The organism is Roseomonas sp. CECT 9278 (assembly GCF_918698155.1).
Classification (GTDB): Bacteria; Pseudomonadota; Alphaproteobacteria; order Acetobacterales; family Acetobacteraceae; genus Neoroseomonas.
This window is the reverse complement of sequence record NZ_CAKKLX010000019.1, coordinates 54,103-68,878: the sequence shown is the minus strand read 5'-3', so window position 1 is coordinate 68,878 and position 14,776 is coordinate 54,103. Positions and strand designations below refer to the sequence as shown.

At 70.8% G+C, this 14,776-nt stretch carries 17 protein-coding genes; 4 read left to right on the top strand and 13 right to left on the bottom strand.

What is annotated here, in order from left to right; translation table 11 throughout:
• The first annotated feature begins 29 nt into the window (after positions 1 to 29).
• Positions 30 to 194 carry a hypothetical protein gene (locus LQ222_RS13995; protein WP_230167275.1) on the top strand — a complete coding sequence of 55 codons (165 nt, stop codon included), beginning with the start codon at positions 30 to 32 and terminating at the stop codon, positions 192 to 194.
• Positions 191 to 1,402: a flavin-dependent oxidoreductase gene (locus tag LQ222_RS13990; RefSeq protein ID WP_230167273.1), complete on the top strand. Its 1,212-nt coding sequence runs from the start codon at positions 191 to 193 to the stop codon at positions 1,400 to 1,402. Before LQ222_RS13995 ends, LQ222_RS13990 begins: the two co-directional genes overlap by 4 nt.
• Before the next feature lie 126 nt (positions 1,403 to 1,528).
• Here LQ222_RS13990 and LQ222_RS13985 read toward each other — a convergent pair whose 3' ends face one another.
• Entirely contained in the window at positions 1,529 to 2,812 is a 1,284-nt protein-coding gene (locus tag LQ222_RS13985; RefSeq protein WP_230167272.1) for a hypothetical protein, read from the bottom strand.
• 132 nt (positions 2,813 to 2,944) lie between these two features.
• On the opposite strand from LQ222_RS13985, the gene LQ222_RS13980 reads away from it, so the two are divergent.
• Positions 2,945 to 3,715: an enoyl-CoA hydratase gene (locus tag LQ222_RS13980; RefSeq protein WP_230167270.1), complete on the top strand. Its 771-nt coding sequence runs from the start codon at positions 2,945 to 2,947 to the stop codon at positions 3,713 to 3,715.
• Positions 3,716 to 3,747: 32 nt separating this feature from the next.
• Here the strand turns inward: LQ222_RS13980 and LQ222_RS13975 are convergent, their stop codons facing one another.
• From LQ222_RS13975 to LQ222_RS13945, 7 genes are read right to left on the bottom strand one after another with little or no spacing between them, the layout of a single operon-like run.
• A complete protein-coding gene (locus LQ222_RS13975) occupies positions 3,748 to 4,191 on the bottom strand; it encodes a cupin domain-containing protein (protein WP_230167268.1) in 444 nt (147 codons plus the stop codon).
• A gap of 47 nt (positions 4,192 to 4,238) precedes the next feature.
• Positions 4,239 to 4,940: an ABC transporter ATP-binding protein gene (locus LQ222_RS13970; RefSeq protein ID WP_230167266.1), complete on the bottom strand. Its 702-nt coding sequence runs from the start codon at positions 4,938 to 4,940 to the stop codon at positions 4,239 to 4,241.
• Positions 4,940 to 5,692 carry an ABC transporter ATP-binding protein gene (locus LQ222_RS13965; protein WP_230167265.1) on the bottom strand — a complete coding sequence of 251 codons (753 nt, stop codon included), beginning with the start codon at positions 5,690 to 5,692 and terminating at the stop codon, positions 4,940 to 4,942. The genes LQ222_RS13970 and LQ222_RS13965 overlap by 1 nt, the downstream gene beginning before the upstream one ends.
• Entirely contained in the window at positions 5,685 to 6,605 is a 921-nt protein-coding gene (locus tag LQ222_RS13960; protein ID WP_230167263.1) for a branched-chain amino acid ABC transporter permease, read from the bottom strand. Before LQ222_RS13960 ends, LQ222_RS13965 begins: the two co-directional genes overlap by 8 nt.
• Positions 6,605 to 7,528 (bottom strand): branched-chain amino acid ABC transporter permease, encoded by a 924-nt coding sequence (locus tag LQ222_RS13955; RefSeq protein WP_230167261.1) that lies wholly within the window; start codon positions 7,526 to 7,528, stop codon positions 6,605 to 6,607. Before LQ222_RS13955 ends, LQ222_RS13960 begins: the two co-directional genes overlap by 1 nt.
• Positions 7,529 to 7,577: 49 nt before the next feature.
• Entirely contained in the window at positions 7,578 to 8,759 is a 1,182-nt protein-coding gene (locus LQ222_RS13950; RefSeq protein WP_230167259.1) for an ABC transporter substrate-binding protein, read from the bottom strand.
• A 49-nt stretch (positions 8,760 to 8,808) separates the two neighbouring features.
• A complete protein-coding gene (locus tag LQ222_RS13945) occupies positions 8,809 to 9,624 on the bottom strand; it encodes an alpha/beta hydrolase (protein WP_230167257.1) in 816 nt (271 codons plus the stop codon).
• Between the two features lie 50 nt (positions 9,625 to 9,674).
• Between LQ222_RS13945 and LQ222_RS13940 the strand changes: the two genes are divergently transcribed.
• Complete coding sequence (locus LQ222_RS13940) at positions 9,675 to 10,229, top strand: nucleoside 2-deoxyribosyltransferase (RefSeq protein ID WP_230167255.1); 555 nt, start codon at positions 9,675 to 9,677, stop codon at positions 10,227 to 10,229.
• Between the two features lie 286 nt (positions 10,230 to 10,515).
• On the opposite strand, the gene phoB is transcribed toward LQ222_RS13940, so the two are convergent.
• Genes phoB through pstC form a run of 5 tightly spaced genes read right to left on the bottom strand, consistent with a single transcriptional unit; the run spans position 10,516 to position 14,715 of the window.
• Entirely contained in the window at positions 10,516 to 11,232 is a 717-nt protein-coding gene (gene phoB, locus LQ222_RS13935; protein ID WP_230167253.1) for a phosphate regulon transcriptional regulator PhoB, read from the bottom strand.
• 16 nt (positions 11,233 to 11,248) lie between these two features.
• Positions 11,249 to 11,965, bottom strand: a complete 717-nt coding sequence (phoU, locus tag LQ222_RS13930; protein WP_230167252.1) for a phosphate signaling complex protein PhoU — start codon at positions 11,963 to 11,965, stop codon at positions 11,249 to 11,251.
• Positions 11,966 to 11,984: 19 nt separating this feature from the next.
• On the bottom strand, positions 11,985 to 12,824 hold the full coding sequence (gene pstB / locus LQ222_RS13925) for a phosphate ABC transporter ATP-binding protein PstB (protein WP_230167250.1): 840 nt from the start codon (positions 12,822 to 12,824) through the stop codon (positions 11,985 to 11,987).
• Positions 12,825 to 12,841: 17 nt separating this feature from the next.
• Positions 12,842 to 13,738: a phosphate ABC transporter permease PstA gene (gene pstA / locus LQ222_RS13920; protein WP_230167248.1), complete on the bottom strand. Its 897-nt coding sequence runs from the start codon at positions 13,736 to 13,738 to the stop codon at positions 12,842 to 12,844.
• Between the two features lie 5 nt (positions 13,739 to 13,743).
• Positions 13,744 to 14,715, bottom strand: a complete 972-nt coding sequence (gene pstC, locus LQ222_RS13915) for a phosphate ABC transporter permease subunit PstC (protein WP_230167246.1) — start codon at positions 14,713 to 14,715, stop codon at positions 13,744 to 13,746.
• Positions 14,716 to 14,776: the final 61 nt, after the last annotated feature.

Sequence of the window (14,776 nt, the reverse complement as noted above, 5' to 3'; positions counted from 1 at the left end):
TACTACCTTGGCGAGAATGGGGTGATGCAATGTTCCTTCGCGTGATCGGGGCCGGGATCGTGGGCGTGGCGGTGGCGTCGGTGGTGACCACCGCGGCGGCGGGCGTGGTGGCGGCCGTCGTGCTGCGCCAATGCGCGAAGCGGCGTGCCGCCTGGCCGGAGGACACCGCGCCGCCGGCGGACGATCCGGCGTGACCATCCTGGTCGCGGGCGGCGGGGTGGGCGGGCTGGTGCTCGCGCTGTCGCTGCACGAACGCGGCATTCCCTGCACGGTGTTCGAGGCCGCGCAGGCGGTGCGGCCGCTCGGCGTGGGCATCAACACGCTGCCGCATGCGATCGGCGAACTGGCGGCGCTCGGGCTGCTGCCGGCGCTGGATGCGGTGGCGGTGCGCACGCGCGAACTGCGCTACCTGAACCGCTTCGGGCAGGAGATCTGGGTCGAGAAGCGCGGCACCTGGGCCGGGCATGGCGTGCCGCAATTCTCGATCCATCGCGGGCACCTGCATGCGGTGCTGTGGCAGGCGGCGCGCGACAGGCTGGGCGATGATGCGTTGGTGACCGGCGCGCGGCTGGCGGGCTTCACGCAGGACGCCGATGGCGTGACGGCGCGCTTCGCCGATGGGCGCAGCGCGCGCGGGGCCGCGCTGGTCGGCGCCGACGGCATCCATTCCGTGCTGCGCGCCGCCCTGCACCCCGATGAGGCGGGGATCCGCTGGAACGGCATCCAGATGTGGCGCGGTGCCGTCGATTGGCCGGCCTTCGAGGGCGGCGACACCATGATCGTCGCCGGCGACATGACCGAGAAGCTGGTGCTGTATCCGATCGCCGCCGGCGCCGCGCCGGGCACGCGGCTGACCAATTGGGTGGTCTGCGCGCAGATCGGCGACGCCACGAAGCCGCCGCCGCGGCGCGAGGATTGGTCGCGGCCTGGGCGCCTCGACGATGTGCTGCCCCATGTCGCGCGCTTCCGCATCCCGTTCCTGGATGTCGAGGCGCTGGTGCGCGGCAGCCCGGAATTCTGGGAATACCCCATGTGCGACCGCGACCCGCTGCCGTGGTGGACGCAGGGGCGCGTGACGCTGCTGGGCGATGCGGCGCACCCGATGTACCCGGTGGGGTCGAACGGCGCGTCGCAGGCGGTGCTGGATGCGCGCTGCCTGGCGGGGCTGCTGGCAGAGCGCGCCGTGCCGGATGCGCTCGCCGCCTACGAAGCGGAGCGGCTGCCGAAGACCGCGGAGATCGTGCGCAGCAACCGCCGCGGCGGGCCGGAGCGGGTGGTGGATGTGGTGAGCGAACGCGCGCCCGAGGGCTTCGCGCGGATCGAGGATGTGATCGCGCGGGAGGAACTCGCGGCGATCGCGGGCGGCTATGCGGCGATGGCGGGCTTCGCGGTGGCGCGCTGAGCGTGCCCGGCGGCCGTCGGAGCATGCCACCACCCGACGGACACCCTCCTGGATGGCGGGGCGGGCGGGGAGAGATCCGGGGCCGGTCTGCGGGATGCGCCGTCCGCTGGATGCGCGAAGGGTCGCTCAGCCGGCGAAGGGCCCGTCCGCCAGCGCGCGCAGCAGCGCCAGCAGCCCGGCGCTGAAGGTGATCGCGCCCCACAGCCCCGCCAGCAGCACCGCGAGACCCACGCCGACCACCATCAGCCCGGCCGCGCCGCCGCGCGACAGCGCCACCCGCCCGGCCGGCACGATGCCGCCCGGCGCCAGCAGCGCGGCAAGCGTGAAGGCCCCGAGCACCCAGGTCAGCAGACCGAAATCCCACCACAGCGCCAGCGCGAACCCGCCAGCCGCCAGCGCCGTCCCGACATGGCGCAGCACCGCCGCCGGCAGGAAAGGCCGCAGTGCGATCAACGCGAGCTGCCCGCCATCCAGCGGCGGGATCGGCAGCAGGTTGAACAGGTTGATGGCGGCGAAGAAGGCACCGCAGGCCAGCAGGAAGTCGCTGCCCAGCACCCAGCCCAGCCCGCCCGCCACCAGCGCCGAGCCCAGACCCGCCGCCGGCCCGCCCAGCACCATGGCCGCGTGCCGCCAATCCTGCGCGTGGTTCATCCGCCCGATCGCCACACCGCCCAGAAAGGGCACGAAGTAGAAGGCGGAGGACCGGTCGCCGAAGGCACGCATGACGGCGACATGCCCGGCCTCGTGCGCCACCATGCCGGCGACCAGGGCGAGCGCCAGCCACGGCCCGAAGCTCCAGGCCCACCAGCCGCAGGCCACCACCGCAAGCAGCAGCGCCATGCCCGACACGCGCATGCCGAGCACGCTGGCGCCGGCCGGCGCGGTGCCATGCGCCGCGGCGTAGCGGTCGAAGGCGCCGGATTTCGCCAGCACCGCGTTCATCTGCAGCCGCAGGCTGGCGCCGGTCAGCCCGCGCAGCAGCAGCTGCGCCCATTGCCAGCCGCCGCGCCGGCCCAGCGTCTCGAAGGTGATGTCCATGGTGAGCCGCGTGCCACCGGGATCGGGGCTGATGGTGGTGTGGCAGGTCAGCTTCTCGGCGGCCTCGCCGGCGCCGTTCAGCGTGACGATCAGCTGGCCGACCTGCAGGCGGTCCTCGGCCGCGTCGTGGCTGTAGTGGGCGCGGCCGGCACCGCGGTAGTGGATGATGGCCTCGCTGTCGGAGCCCGGCGTCCAGTCGTAGCGCTCGATCGCGTCGAACTGGTTGGGGCGGGCGGGATGCGGGACGGTGGCATCCCACAGGTCCTGCGGCGAGACGCGATAGACCTGGCTGATGCGCATGCGCCGGCGCGGCCAGGCGAGGAACAGCACCAGCGCGGCGCCCAGCACCCAGGGAATGACGTCGGCGATCATCGAGGCTCTGGTGCTCCGCGGCGTTCGGCCAGGTTAAGGCCGGGCCGCCGCGATGCTGTCAACGCGTCGCTGCACGCCCGCCGCTGGGCAACCCGCGCGCCCCGGCGCAGGATGCCGGCAGGGAGGACCACAATGGCCGGACGCATCGATGTGCAGCGAACCCATAGCGGGCGCGTGGCGCGGGTCGTGGTGGATCACGACGCGAAGCTCAATACGCTGAACCCGCCGCTGATGGAGGATTTCGCCGCGGCCTTCGCCGCGCTCGGCGCCGATGCCGCGCTGCGCGCGGTGGTGCTGACCGGCGCGGGGCCGCGCGCCTTCATCGGTGGTGCGGACATCACCGCCATGGCGGCGATCCCGGACGAGAAGGGCGCGCGTGCCTTCATCCGCCTGGTGCATGGCTGCTGCCGCGCGATCCGCGACCTGCCGGTGCCGGTCATCGCGCGGGTGAATGGCTGGTGCCTGGGTGCGGGGCTGGAAGTGGCCGCGGCCTGCGACCTGCGGATCGCGGCCGAGCACGCGAAATTCGGCATGCCGGAAGTGCGCGTGGGCATCCCATCCGTCGTCGAGGCGGCGCTGCTGCCGCAGCTGATCGGCTGGGGCCGCACGCGCCGCCTGCTGCTGCTGGCCGAGACGATCGGCGCGGCCGAGGCGCTGGACTGGGGGCTGGTCGAACGTGTCACGACCCCCGAGGCGCTGGACGCCGCGGTCGATGAATGGGTGGCGATGCTGCTGGAGGCCGGCCCCGCCGCGATCCGCGCGCAGAAGGCGCTGATCCGGCGCTGGGAGGACCTGCCGCAGACCGCCGCGATCGCCGCCGGCGTGGACGCCTTCGGGGCCTCGTGGCGAACGGAGGAACCGCGGCGGATGCTGGGCGACTTCGCCGCACGGAAGAAGAAATAGGGGCGGGGGAAGGCCCCCCGCGCCGGTTGGCGTCACCCCGGCGGGGGCAGGAATTCCACCTCGTATTCGCTGGCGATCCGCACCACCTCGCCGGGGTCCGCCACGTTGTGGATGCGCGTGAACAGCGAATACAGGCCCTTCGCCGGGCTCACCCAGAACAACGCGCGCACCGGCGCGCCCGACTTGTTGAAGATGCCGTGCATGATGCCCTTGGGCATGCGGATCAGGTCGCCGGCCTTGGCCTGCGCGGGCTGCCCGTCCAGCACCAGGTCGAAGCGGCCTTCCAGCACGCGGATGAACTCGTCCTGCGACGCATGGATGTGCGGCGGCACGAAGGTGCCGTCGGGGAACAGCGTGTCGAAGGCGAAGCAGGACTCCGAATGCGCCACCGGCCGGTAGGTCTGGCCGAGGATGTTCCACACCACGCCGCCTTCGCCCTCCCCGGCGGGGGTGATGCCTGCGGTCATGCTGGTCATGGCGGGTCCTCCTGGGTGTCGCGGGCGAAGTCTTGCCCGGCTTCGGTTCAGACGTGAAGGTAGGTGTCGCGGATCTCGGGCGCCGCGGCGAGATCCTCGCTGCTGCCGGTCCAGACCACGCGGCCTTTCTCGATCACCACGTGCCGGTCGGCCAGGCGCTGCAAGGCCGCGAGGTTCTTGTCGATCAGCAGGATCGCCTGGCCCTCGGCGCGCAGCGTCGCGAGCACGGCCCAGATCTCGGCGCGGATCAGCGGCGCCAGGCCCTCGGTCGCCTCGTCCAGGATCAGCAGGCGGGGGTTGGTCATCAGCGCGCGGGCGATGGCGACCATCTGCTGTTCTCCGCCCGACAGCCGCGCGCCAAGGTTGCGACGGCGTTCCGCCAGGCGCGGGAACAGCGCCAGCACGCCGGGCAGCGTCCAGCGCGGCGGGCCGCCGGTGCGGTTGGCGGCGGTGGCGATCAGGTTTTCCTCGACCGTCAGGGTGGGAAACACCTGGCGGCCTTCGGGCACCAGGCCGATGCCGCGCTGCGCGATGCGGTGCGGGGGCAGGCCCGTCACGTCGGCGCCGTCGATCGCGATGCGCCCGGAATCGGGGTGCAGCAGCCCCATGATGGCACGCACCGTGGTGGTCTTGCCCATGCCGTTGCGGCCGAGCAGCGTCACCACCTCGCCGGCGCCGACCTCGAGGTCGATGCCGTGCAGCACGCGGGCGCCGCCATAGCCGGCGACGAGGTTCCCGACCGCCAGCATCAGGTGTCGTCCTCGCCCAGGTAGGCGGCGCGGACGGCGGCATTGGCGCGGATGGCGGCGACGGTTCCGGTGGCGATGATGCGTCCATAAACCAGCACAGAGATGCGGTCCGCCAGGGCGAAGACGGCCTGCATGTCGTGTTCGACCAGCAGGATGGTGTAGGCGGCGCGCAGCCGCGTGAGCAGCGCGACCAGGCGGTCGGTCTCCTGCGGCCCGGCGCCGGCGAGTGGTTCGTCCAGCAGCAGCAGGCGCGGGCGGGTGGCGAGTGCGATGGCCAGTTCCAGCGCGCGCTTCTCGCCATGGCTGAGCGTGCCGGCGGGCAGCGCGGCGCGGTCCGCGAGGCCGACCTGGTCCAGCGCCTCCATCGCGGCGGCGTTCAGCGCGCCTTCGCGCGCGGCGGGGAAGGCGAAGCGGAAGGACGACCCGCTGCGCGCCTGGACCGCCAGCGCGACGTTCTCCAGCACGCTGAAGCCGCCGACGATGCTGGTGATCTGGAAGCTGCGCGCCAGGCCCGCGCGCGCGCGCGCCGGCAGCGACAGGCGCGTGATGTCGGCCCCGGCGAAGACGATGCGGCCGTCATCGGGGGCGACGATGCCGGTGATCTCGTGGATCAGCGTGGTCTTGCCCGCGCCGTTCGGGCCGATGATGGCGTGGATCTCGCCGGGCAGGACATCGAGCGTCACGCCATCGGTGACCGCCAGCCTGCCAAAATGCTTGCGCAGCCCATCGAGGCGCAGCAGCGGTTCAGCCACGGCGCGCCACCAGGCCGGCGAGGCCGCCGCGCAGGAAGATGACCGACAGCACCAGCAGCGGCCCGAACACCAGCTTCCAGTGCTGCATCTGCTGGGCGAGCCAGGTCTCCAGCAGCACGAAGACCAGCGCGCCGAGGATGGCGCCCCACAGCCGCCCCGCGCCGCCCAGGATCACCATGAACAGCAATTCGCCCGAGCGCTGCCAGGACAGCGTGGCGGGGGAGACGAATTCGGTCGCGTTGGCCAGCAGGAAGCCCGCCAGGCCGCCCATCGCACCCGCCAGCGTGTAGCCGACCAGTCGGAAGGGGTAGGGCGCGAGGCCGACGGCTTCGACGCGCTGTGCGTTCTCCCGCGCCGCGCGCAGCACGCGGCCGAAGCGCGAGGCGAGCAGCATCGCGCACACCGCCCAGGTCAGCGCGAGCGCTGCGAGGCAGATGTAGTGGAAGGCCAGGCGGTTCTCGAGCAGCCGCGTGCCCGCGAGTTCGGTGCGGCTGTACATCGTGTAGCCGTCATCCCCGCCATAGGCCGCGAGCGAGGAGGCGGTGAAGAAGGCCATCTGCCCGAAGGCCAGCGTGATCATGATGAAGTGCACGCCGGAGGTGCGGATGGCGATCGCACCAGTCACCAGCGAGAAGATCGCCGCCGCGCCGATCGCCGCGGGCAGCACGCGCGCGGCGTCGGTGATGCCATGCGCATCGAGGATCGCGACCGCATAGGCGCCGATGCCGAGCGCGGCCGCGTGCCCCAGGCTGACCAGTCCGGCGCCGCCGACAAGAAACGCCAGCGAGACCGCCGCCATGCCGAGGATCATGACGCGTGCCATCAGCGTGGTCTCGTAGGACCCACCGAAGCCGAGCCACGGCGCGGCCGCGAGCGCGACGAGCACGACGACAGGCACGGCGATGTCGCGCATCAGCCCGCGCGCACCGGGAACAGGCCGGCCGGGCGGAAGGCGAGGATCGCCGCCATCGCGACATAGACCAGCATCGAGGCGAGCGCCGCGCCGGCCTGGCGCGCGCTGGACGGGTCCAGCACCAGGCGCAGCAGGTCGGGCGCCACCGACTTGCCCAGCGTGTCGATCAGCCCGACCAGCAGGGCCGCGATGAAGGCGCCGCGGATCGACCCGATCCCGCCGATCACGATCACCACGAAGGCCAGGATCAGCACATTGTCACCCATGCCCGGTTCGACCGAGAAGATCGGCCCCGCCAGCACGCCGGCGAAGCCCGCCAGCATGGCGCCGAAGGCAAACACCAGCGTGAACAGCCGATTGATGTCCACGCCAAGGGCGGAGACCATCGGCGCGTTGGTCGCCCCCGCGCGCACCAGCATGCCGATGCGCGTGCGCTCGACCAGCCACCACAGCAGCCCGCCGGTCGCCAGCCCCGCGCCCAGCACCGCCACGCGATAGAGCGGGTATTGCAGGCCGGGCATGATCTCGACCCCACCTTCGAGCAGCGGCGGGATCGCGACCTGCAGCGGGGCGGCGCCGAACACCACCTTCACGCCCTCGTTCAGGAACAGGATGACACCGAAGGTGGCGAGCACCTGCGCGAGGTGGTCGCGCGCGTACAGATGCCGGAAGACCAGCACTTCCAGCAGCAGCCCCGCGGCGAGCGCGGCGGGCAAGGCGAGCCCCAGCCCCAGCCAGAACGACCCCGTCGCCGCGGCCAGCGCGGCGCCGAGATACGCGCCCAGCATGTACTGCACGCCGTGGGCGAGGTTGATGAAGTCCATCACCCCGAACACCAGCGTGAGGCCCGCCGCCACCAGGAACAACAGGATGCCGAGCTGCAGGCCGTTCAGCGCCTGCACCAGCAGCAGCTGGGTGGTCACGCGCGGCGCTTTGGCTTGGCGCGGGGCCGCCCCACCATCCCCGCGCGCATCAGCGCATGCGGCATTCGGCCGCCCAGGGATCGACGTTGGCGGTCAGCACCTTCCGATCGGTCTCGGTCTGGAACTTGCCGTCGGCGCGGCGCGCAACCTTGAGCAGCCAGAAATCCTGCACCGGGTAGTGGTTCACGCCGAAGGCGAAGGGGCCGCGCACCGAGCGGAAATCCGCCGCGCGGATCGCCGTGCGCAGCCCGTCCTTGTTGGCCAGCGCACCGTTCACGCGGCGGATCGCGGAATCGAGCAGCATGGCGGCATCGTAGGATTGCGCGGCGTAGGTGGCGGGCACGTAGTTGAACTGCGCCTCGAAGTCCCGCACGAAGCGCGCGTTCTGCGGGTTGTCCATGTTCGGCGCCCAGGACGCCGCGGAATAGAAGCCGAGCGCGGCTTCGCCCTGCGCGGGCAGCGTCGCCTCATCGACCGTGAAGGTCGACAGGAACGGGATGTTGGCGAGGCCCGCCTGGCGATACTGCCGCACCAGGTTCACGCCGAGCCCGCCGGGCATGAAGGTGAAGATGGCGTCGGGGCGTGCGGCGGCGATCTTCGCCAGTTCGGCCGAGAAATCGAGCTGGGTGAGCGGGACGTACATTTCATCGACCACCGTGCCCTTGAAGCGGGACTTGAAGCCGGCCACCGCGTCGCGCCCGGCCTGGTAGTTCGGCACCATCACGAAGACGCGGCGGTAGCCACGGTCCTCGCAGGCCTGGCCGATCACCGAATGGACCTGGTCATTGTTGTAGGAGGTGGTGAAGAAGAACGGGTTGCACCCGCGCCCGGCGAAGGTGGACGGGCCGGCATTCGTGCTGATGAGGAAGGTGTTGGCTTCCGTCACCGGCCGCAGGATGGCGGCGAGGATGTTCGAGAACACCACGCCCACCACGAAATCCACGCGGTCGCGTTCAAGCGCCGCGCGCACCTTGGTCACCGCCACTTCGGGGCGCAGTTCGTCGTCGATGTGCACGACCTCGGCGGTCAGGCCGCCCAGCTTGCCATCGAGATGCCGCAGCCCCTGCAGGAAGCCGTCGCGCAGCTGCGTGCCGAGCGCCGCCTGCGGGCCGGTCTGCACCGCCACCAGGCCGATCTTCACCCCGCCGGCCGGCTGCGCGTGCAGCAGGGCCGGGGCCGCCAGAAGGCCCGTGGTTGCGCCCAGAAGTCCGCGCCGTCCGATGCCGATCATTGGAAGCCTCCCGCCGTCGTGAAGTGTCGCCCCTGTTAAGCGCGAAGCGTCACAGGGACGCAAGCCGCCGCGCCATTTCCGCCGCCTTCCGGCTGAGCGCCGAATCGGGGTCGGTCAGGGGGTCGAGCACGGTGAAGTGGTTCGCCCCGGCGATTTCATCGAGCGTGCCGCCCCAGGCCTCGGCGAAGTCGCGGGACTGGCGGCGGAATTCGTCGCTCTCGGCGCCGCCCACCACGACATGCAGCGCGCCATCGGCGGGGTCCTGGAAGCGGGGGGAGAGGGTCCGCGCGGCCTCGGGCGAGAGGTTCAGCGCCTGGCCGATCGTGGTGCCGAGCAGAGGTTCGAGTTCGAAGACGCCCGAGATCGGCAGCGCGCCCGGCACCACCTGGCGGCCGAGCGGCTTGGCGAAGCGCGAGTAATCCTGCCCCAGCAGCGACGCGGCCAGGTGCCCGCCGGCCGAATGCCCGACGGCCAGGATGGCCTGGTGCGTCTTGGCGCACAGGATGGCGCAGAGCTGCTGCATCTGGTCGATGATCTTGGCCAGCGGCACGCTGGGGCACAGGTCATAGGACGGCACCGCGACGGCCACGCCCTGCAGCAGCATCCCGCGTGCGAAGTGGCTGACCGCGCGGCGGTCCAGCGCCTGCCAGTAGCCGCCATGGATGAACACCGCGAGCGGCGCGGGGCCGTCCTGCGCCGGCAGGAACAGGTCGAAGCGCTCGCGCGCCGAGACGCCATAGGGCAGGTCGAGCTGGCTTCGCGCCCAGGTTGTGCGGAAGGCCTCGGCATCGCGCGACCAGGCTTCCAGGATGGCGGCCGAGCCCGGCACGCGGGCGCGGTTGTCGTATTCGGCTTGCAGGTCCATGGCGCCGTTTCACATGGCGCGGGCGGGCGGGGCAAGGCAGGATCGCGGAGATGCGTGTCTACCTGGCCGGACCCGAAGTGTTTCTCCCCGATGCCCTGGAGGTGGCCGCGGCGAAGAAGCGCGTCTGCGCGGCGCATGGGCTGGAGGGGGTGTTTCCGCTGGACCCGCCGCCCGAATCGCCGCCGGCCGAACGCCCGTACTGGATGCGCATCTACCTGGGCAACGAGGCGCATATCCGGTCGTGCGCCGCGCTGATCGCGAACCTCACGCCGTTCCGCGGGCCCTCGGCGGATGTCGGCACGGTGTACGAGCTCGGCTTCATGCGCGCCCTGGGGCGGCCGGTCGCGGGGTATTCCAATGCGGGGGCGGAGTTCCTGCTGCGCACGCGGGGCTTCCTGGGCGATGCGGCGCGCCCGCGCGCGGATGGTGGCTTCGAGGATGCGGAGGCCATGGGCCTGGAGGATTTCGGCCTGGGCGACAACCTGATGGTCGATGGCGGCATCGAGGCTGCCGGCGGTGTGTTTGAACGGACCGACTCGCCCGGCGACCGCTGGCGCGACCTGGCTGCCTTCGAACGCTGCTGCGCCTGGATCGCGCGCGGGTAGGGCGAAGGCGGATCGTGCGGATGCACGATCCGGGAGCGCAAAGCGCGACCGCGCCCGCACCGTCAGCCGCGTTCAGTGCGGCAGCGCGGGGCGCGAAGGCAAGGGCCGCGGATGCGGCCCGCCCGCCGTCTGAGGGACGTCACGAAGACTCGGATCGTGCATCCGCACGAACCGGGAGCGCAAAGCGCGACCGCGCCCAGACCGTCAGCCGCGTTCAGTGCGGCAGCGCGGGGCGCGAAGGCCAGCCGGCCGGATGGCTGGCGCCCGCCGTTTGAGGGCAAGGAAATCAGTGATCTTCGGAATCCAGCGCGTAGCCGGCCGAACGCACCGTGCGGATCAGGTCGGGTTCATGCTCGGCGTTGATCGCCTTGCGCAGCCGGCGGATATGCACGTCAACGGTGCGGGGTTCGACATGGATGTCGCGCCCCCAGACCGCATCCAGCAGCTGTTCGCGGGTGAAGACGCGCCCGGGATGGCTCAGGAAGAATTCCATCAGCCGGTATTCGGTCGGGCCCAGGTGCAACGCGCGGCCGGACCGTGAGACGCGGTGCGCGTCCTGGTCCATGGTCAGGTCGCGATAGGTAAGCGTGCCCTTGGCCGCCACGCCGCCGGACCGGCGCAGCAAGGCGCGGATGCGCGCCAGCAACGCCTCCATCGCGAAGGGCTTGGCGATGTAGTCGTCGGCCCCCGTGTCGAGCGCGCGCACCGCGTCCTGGTCCTCGGTGCGCGCGGTCACCATGATGATGGGCAGGTCGCGCGTGTTGGGGCGGCGACGCAGCTGGCGGCAGACCTCGATGCCCGACAGCGCGGGCAGCATCCAGTCGAGCAGCACCAGGTCGGGCCGGGCCTCGGCGACGCGCAGCAATGCCTCCTGGCCATCCGCCGCTTCCTCGACGCGGAAGCCCTGCTTCTCCAGGTTGTAGCGCAGCAGCGTGAGCAACGGCGCCTCGTCCTCGACCACCAGGATGGTCGGCTTGGCGAGCGTGGCGTAGGCCTCGGCCATCGGTGGCTCCTTTCGGCTATTCGCCGGCCGGGCGGACCACCGCATAGGCCGACTGGTCGGCCTTGGGGCGGTCTTCCGGCAGGCTGTCGCCGCGCACGGCATAGAAGATGCGCTCGGCGATGTTGGTGGTGTGGTCGCCGATGCGTTCGAGGTTCTTGGCGATGAACAGCATGTGGGTGGCGGCCGAGATGTTGCGCGGATCCTCCATCATGAAGGTCAGCAACTCGCGGAAGATGCCGTTGTAGATCGCATCGACCGGCTCGTCGGCCTCCCACACGCGGTGCGCGGCCTCGGCGTCGTCGTTCACGAAGGCGTCCATCGCGGCCTTCAGGTTCTCCTGCACCAGCTGCGCCATGCGCTCGAAGCCGTTGAGGCTGCCGATCGAGGGCAGGGAGGACAGCACGATGGCGCGCTTGGCGGCATTGGCCGCGTAGTCGCCGATGCGCTCGATGTCGTTGGAGGCCTTCATCGCGGCGATCACCACGCGAAGGTCGGCGGCCATGGGCTGGCGCAGCGCCAGCAGGCGGACGCAGAAGGCCTCGATCTCGCGTTCCAGCGCGTCGATCTGCGTGTCGCGGCTGACCACCTCGGCGGCCAGTTCGGTGTCGCGGCGCACCAGGGCGCGGGTGGCGTCGGAGACCTGGCGTTCGGCCAGGCCGCCCATGCGGGCGGTCAGGTCGCGCAGCTTGCGCAGGTCCTCGTCGTAGGAACGCACGATGTGTTCGGTGGGCATGGTCGTGTCCTTCCCCGGCTCAGCCGAAGCGGCCGGTGATGTATTCCTGGGTCTTGGGGTGCTTGGGCGCGGTGAACATCGCCGCGGCGGCCGACACCTCGATCAGTTCGCCCAGGTAGAAGAACGCGACCTGGTCGGCGCAGCGCGCCGCCTGCTGCATGTTGTGCGTGACGATCACGATGGTGAAGTCGCGCTTGAGCTCGTCGATCAGCTCCTCGATCTTGAGCGTGCTGATCGGGTCGAGCGCGCTGGTCGGTTCGTCGAACAGGATGACCTCGGGGCGGACCGCGATCGTGCGCGCGATGCACAGGCGCTGCTGCTGCCCCCCCGACAGGCCGAGGGCGGAGGCATCGAGGCGGTCCTTCACCTCGTTCCAGATGGCCGCGCGCGTCAGCGCCCATTCCACCCGTTCGTCCATCTGCGCCTTGGACAGCTTCTCGTGCAGGCGGATGCCGAAGGCGATGTTGTCGAAGATGGTCATGGGGAAGGGCGTGGGCTTCTGGAACACCATGCCGATCTTGGCGCGCAGCGCGTTCAGGTCGGCATCGGGGGCCACGATGTTCATGCCATCGAGCATCGCCTCGCCGGTGGCGCGCTGGCCGGGATACAGGCTGTACATCCGGTTCAGCACGCGCAGCAGCGTGGACTTGCCGCAGCCCGACGGGCCGATCATGCCGGTCACCTGGCGATCGGGGATGTTGAAGTCGATCGCCTTCAGGGCGCGATTGTCGCCGTAGAAGAAATCCAGGTTCTTGATGGCGATGCGCGGGGCGTTCAGCGCGGCGCCGGAGCGCGCCTGCACGCCGCCGAAGCCCTGGGTCGCGGTGTCGGCGGGGCCGGTTTCGGTGGTGGTCGACATGGTGTCGTTCCTTCCGCTCACTTGCGGCCGCGCAGCAGCGTGCGCGCCAGGATGTTGAGAAGCAGCACGCTCAGCGTGATCAGCAGGGCGCCGGCCCAGGCCAGGGCGATCCAGTCCTCGAAGGGCGAACCGGCGAAAGCGTAGATCGCGAGAGGCAGGCTGGACATCGGCTTGGTCAGGTCGGTCGACCAGGCATTGTTGCCCAGCGAGGTGAACAGCAGCGGGGCGGTCTCGCCGGCCACGCGCGCCACCGCCAGCAGGATGCCGGTGATGATGCCCGACATGGCCGACTTCCAGCACACGAAGACGATCATCTTCCACTTGGGCGAACCCAGGCCGATCACCGCCTCGCGCAGGGTGTTGGGGATCAGCGTCAGCATGTCCTCGGTGGTGCGGACCACCACCGGGATGACGATGATCGCCAGCGCCACCACGCCCGCCCAGCCCGAGAAGCCGCCGAAGGGCAGCACCAGGATCTGGTAGACGAACAGCCCGATCAGGATGGAGGGCGCCGAGAGCAGGATGTCCGAGACGAAGCGCACCACGTCGCCGAGCCTCGACCCGCGGGCGTATTCCGCCAGGTAGGTGCCCACCAGCATGCCGATCGGCGTGCCGATCGCGGTGCCGAGCGTCGCCTGGATCAGGCTGCCGACGATGGCGTTCAGCAACCCGCCCTCGGAGCCCGGGGGCGCCATGTTGTGGGTGAAGACGCGCAGGTTCATCGCCTCGAAGCCGCGATAGAACAGCGTCGCCAGGATCGAGGCGAGGAAGATCAGCCCGATCAGCGTCGCTATCACGCAGAGCATGCGGATGACGACGTCGGTGGTCTTGCGCCGCCGGCCGAGCCGCAGCGCGACCTCGGGGTCCTTGCGCGGGCCGGGCACGGCGCCGGCGGAGAGCGTGATGCTGCTCATGGGGATCAGGCCTTCAGCCGCGAGCGCAGCAGGTAGCGCGAGGTGGCAAGGACGATGAAGGACAGCACGAACAGGATGAAGCCCAGCGCCAGCAGCGAGGACAGCTTCAGGCTGCCCGTCTCGCTCTCGCCGAATTCGAGCGCGACCAGCGAGGCGATGGTATTGCCTGGCCCGAACAGCGAACCCGTGATGCGGTTGGCGTTGCCGATGACGAAGGTCACCGCCATGGTTTCGCCCAGCGCGCGCCCCAGCCCCAGCATGATGCCGCCCACCACCGAGACGCGGGTATAGGGAATGACCACGCCGCGCATCACTTCCCAGGTGGTGGCACCCAACCCGTAGGCGCTTTCCTTGTAGACCGGCGGCACCTGTTCGAACACGTCGCGCATGGTGGCGGCGATGAAGGGCAGGATCATGATCGCGAGGATGAAGGAGGCGGTGAAGATGCCGGTGCCGAAGGGCGCGCCCTGGAACAGGAAGCCGATGGCCGGCAATTCGCCCAGCGTGTCGATCAGCGTCGGCTGGATATAGGTCGCGAAGGCCGGCACGATGACGAAGAAGCCCCACATGCCGTAGATGATCGACGGCACGGCGGCCAGCAGCTCGACCGCGGTGCCGACCGGGCGGCGCAGCCAGGGCGGTGCCAGTTCGGTCAGGTAGAAGGCCACGCCGAAGGCCAGCGGGACCGCCAGCAGCACCGACAGCACGGCGGTCACGATGGTGCCGTAGATGGAAACGCCGGCGCCGAAGACCTCCTGCACGGGGTCCCATTCGGTCGACCAGACGAAGCCCACACCGAAGGCGCGGAAGGCCGGCAGGCCGGCGATGAACAGCTCGACGATGATGGCGCCCAGCAGGATCAGCACGAGCACGCCCGCACCCCTGCAGGCCCATTCGAAGATGATGTCGCCGGTATTGCCCGCGCCGCGCGCCGTGCGCGCCGGGGCCGGGGGGGAGGCGGTCGCGGCCTGGCTCACTGTGTCTGCCCGTCAGGAGGAAGAAGGAGGAGGCCCGGCGGCGTGCCAGGCCCCCAGGGGT

Coding starts and splice junctions, on each gene's coding strand:
- phoU (WP_230167252.1), bottom strand. CDS start 11,965: ATGCCCACCGAACACATCGTGCGTTCCTACGACGAGGACCTGCGCAAG.
- LQ222_RS13940 (WP_230167255.1), top strand. CDS start 9,675: ATGCGTGTCTACCTGGCCGGACCCGAAGTGTTTCTCCCCGATGCCCTG.
- LQ222_RS13950 (WP_230167259.1), bottom strand. CDS start 8,759: ATGATCGGCATCGGACGGCGCGGACTTCTGGGCGCAACCACGGGCCTT.
- LQ222_RS13995 (WP_230167275.1), top strand. CDS start 30: ATGTTCCTTCGCGTGATCGGGGCCGGGATCGTGGGCGTGGCGGTGGCG.
- LQ222_RS13980 (WP_230167270.1), top strand. CDS start 2,945: ATGGCCGGACGCATCGATGTGCAGCGAACCCATAGCGGGCGCGTGGCG.
- pstA (WP_230167248.1), bottom strand. CDS start 13,738: ATGAGCAGCATCACGCTCTCCGCCGGCGCCGTGCCCGGCCCGCGCAAG.
- phoB (WP_230167253.1), bottom strand. CDS start 11,232: ATGGCCGAGGCCTACGCCACGCTCGCCAAGCCGACCATCCTGGTGGTC.
- pstB (WP_230167250.1), bottom strand. CDS start 12,824: ATGTCGACCACCACCGAAACCGGCCCCGCCGACACCGCGACCCAGGGC.
- LQ222_RS13985 (WP_230167272.1), bottom strand. CDS start 2,812: ATGATCGCCGACGTCATTCCCTGGGTGCTGGGCGCCGCGCTGGTGCTG.
- LQ222_RS13970 (WP_230167266.1), bottom strand. CDS start 4,940: ATGCTGGCGGTCGGGAACCTCGTCGCCGGCTATGGCGGCGCCCGCGTG.
- LQ222_RS13945 (WP_230167257.1), bottom strand. CDS start 9,624: ATGGACCTGCAAGCCGAATACGACAACCGCGCCCGCGTGCCGGGCTCG.
- LQ222_RS13975 (WP_230167268.1), bottom strand. CDS start 4,191: ATGACCAGCATGACCGCAGGCATCACCCCCGCCGGGGAGGGCGAAGGC.
- LQ222_RS13960 (WP_230167263.1), bottom strand. CDS start 6,605: ATGCGCGACATCGCCGTGCCTGTCGTCGTGCTCGTCGCGCTCGCGGCC.